1 protein-coding gene is annotated in these 2,868 nt (G+C 72.1%); it reads left to right on the top strand.

The features are described from left to right. Positions 1 to 2,823: molybdopterin-dependent oxidoreductase (locus GJV82_RS19050; protein WP_155100307.1), on the top strand; the 2,823-nt coding region annotated here is incomplete at its 5' end. Positions 2,824 to 2,868 lie beyond the last annotated feature (45 nt).

Below are 2,868 nucleotides of genomic sequence, written 5' to 3'. Positions count from 1 at the left end.
CACCCCGGCACCGACGGCGCCCTCGCCCAGGCCATGGACCACGTCATCCTCACCGAGTTCCACGTGCGCGACCGTGCGCCCCGGTTCCTCGACTACATGGCGCGGTTCACCGACGCGCCCTACCTCGTGACGCTCGAGCGCCGCGGCGACGCGTACGTGCCGGGGCGCTTCCTCACGGCGGACCGGCTCGCGGGCACGCCCGCGGCGGACCAGGCCGGGACCGTCAACGCCGCGTCGAAGACCGTGATCCTGTCGCGCGAGGGCGACGTCGTCGTGCCCAACGGGTCGCTCGGGCACCGCTACGGCGACCCCGGCCGCTGGAACCTCGACCTCGAGGGCGTCGAGCCCGCGCTGTCGGTCGCCGACCTCGCGGACGGCCCGGCGGGCGACCCGGTCGCCGTCGACCTCCCGCGCTTCGACCTCGCACCGCAGGAGGGCGCCGAGCACCAGGGCGGTGCGGGGTCCGTGCGGCGCGGCGTCCCGACGCACCGCGTGGGCGAGCACCTCGTGACCACGGTGTACGACCTGCTCCTCGCGCAGTACGGCGTGAACCGCCCCGACCTCGGCCTGCCGGGCACGTGGCCCGCGGGCTACGACGACCCCGCGACCCCGGGGACGCCGGCGTGGCAGGAGGAGATCACGGGCGTCCCCGCCGTCGCCGCGGCGCGCATCGGGCGGGAGTTCGCGCAGAACGCGCTCGACTCGGGCGGCCGGTCGATGATCATCATGGGCGCGGGGACCAACCACTGGTTCCACTCGGACACGATCTACCGCACGTTCCTCGCGCTCGTCACCATGACGGGCTGCCAGGGCGTGAACGGCGGCGGGTGGGCGCACTACGTGGGCCAGGAGAAGGTCCGCCCGATCACCGGCTTCCAGCAGTACGCCAACGCGGCCGACTGGGTGCGGCCTCCGCGCCTCATGATCAGCACGGCGTTCTGGTACCTCGCGACGGACCAGTGGCGCTACGACGGCCTGCCCGCGGACGCGCTCGCGTCGCCGCTCGCCGCGGGGAAGCTCTCCGGTCGCACGACGGCGGACACGCTGGTGGAGTCCGTCCGTCGCGGCTGGACGCCGAGCTACCCGACGTTCGACCGCAACCCCCTCGACCTCGTCGACGAGGCGGAGGCGGCCGGCAAGGACCCGGTGCGCCACGTCGTCGACCAGCTCTCCTCGGGCGAGCTGGACTACGCGTGCACCGACCCCGACGACCCGGCCAACTTCCCGCGCGTCCTCACCGTCTGGCGCGCGAACCTGCTCGGGTCGTCGGGCAAGGGCAACGAGTACTTCCTGAGGCACCTCCTGGGCACCGACGCCGCGGTGCGCGCCCCCGAGTCCGGCCCGGACCGGCGCCCGCGGGACATCGCGTGGCACGACGAGGCACCGCGGGGCAAGCTCGACCTGCTCGTCACGGCCGACTTCCGGATGACGTCGACGACGCTGTTCTCGGACGTCGTGCTGCCGGCCGCGACCTGGTACGAGAAGCACGACCTGTCCTCGACGGACATGCACCCGTTCGTGCACTCGTTCAACCCGGCGATCAACCCGCCGTGGCAGACGCGCACCGACTTCGACATCTTCCACACGATCGCCCGGCGCATCTCGGAGATGTCGGTGACGCACCTGGGCGTGCGCAAGGACGTCGTGGCCGTGCCGCTCGCGCACGACACGCCCGACGCCATGGCCACGCCCCACGGCGAGGTCCTGCCGCAGGACGAGCTCGTGCCCGGCGTGACGATGGCGAGGCTCGTCGTCGTCGAGCGCGACTACCCCGCGCTCGCGGCGCGGCTCGCGGCGCTCGGCCCGCTCACCCAGGAGGCGGGCATGGTGACCAAGGGCGTCGCGTTCGACCCCACACCAGAGGTCGAGCGCCTCGCCGTCACGAACGGCGTGGTCGCCGAGGGCCCGGCGGCGGGCCGGCCCCGGCTGGACCGCGACACCCACGTGTGCGAGATGATCCTCGCCCTCTCGGGGACGACGAACGGGCGCCTCGCCGTGCAGGGGTTCGAGGACCTCGAACGACGCACGGGGCAGCGCCTTGCGGACCTGGCCCGGGACGAGCAGGGCAAGCGCATCACGTTCCCGGACGTGCAGTCGCGCCCGACGCCGGTCATCACCTCGCCCGAGTGGTCCGGCTCCGAGCACGGCGGACGGCGCTACAGCGCGTTCGTCATCAACGTCGAGCGGCTCAAGCCGTGGCACACCCTCACGGGCCGCCAGCACTTCTTCCTCGACCACGACTGGATGGCGGAGCTCGGCGAGCAGCTCCCCGTGTACCGGCCGCCGCTCGACATGCACCGCCTGTTCGGCGACGCGCGCGTCGGCGACACGTCCCCCACCGGCGCGCACGGCTCCGAGGGGCATGCAGAGGTGGCCGTGCGGTACCTGACGCCGCACTCGAAGTGGTCGATCCACTCCGAGTACCAGGACAACCTCTTCATGCTGTCCCTCTCGCGCGGCGGCCCCACGATCTGGATGAGCCCGCAGGACGCGGAGAAGATCGGGGTCGCGGACAACGACTGGATCGAGTCCTACAACCGCAACGGCGTGGTCGTGGCGCGGGCCGTCGTCTCGCACCGCATGCCCGAGGGCACGGTCTTCATGTACCACGCCAAGGACCGGACCGTGGACGTGCCGCGGTCGGAGACGTCCGGGCTGCGGGGCGGCATCCACAACTCCCTGACCCGCGTGCTGCTCAAGCCCACCCACCTCATCGGCGGCTACGCGCAGCTGTCGTACGGCTTCAACTACATCGGCCCGACGGGCAACCAGCGTGACGAGGTCACGGTGATCCGCCGGAGGTCTCAGGAGGTGACCTACTGATGAAGGTCATGGCGCAGATGTCGATGGTGATGAACCTGGACAAGT

This window comes from Cellulosimicrobium composti, assembly GCF_009711085.1.
Lineage (GTDB): Bacteria > Actinomycetota > Actinomycetes > Actinomycetales > Cellulomonadaceae > Cellulosimicrobium > Cellulosimicrobium composti.
The sequence above is the reverse complement of the archived record's forward strand: the minus strand, read 5'-3'. Positions and strand labels throughout refer to the sequence as shown.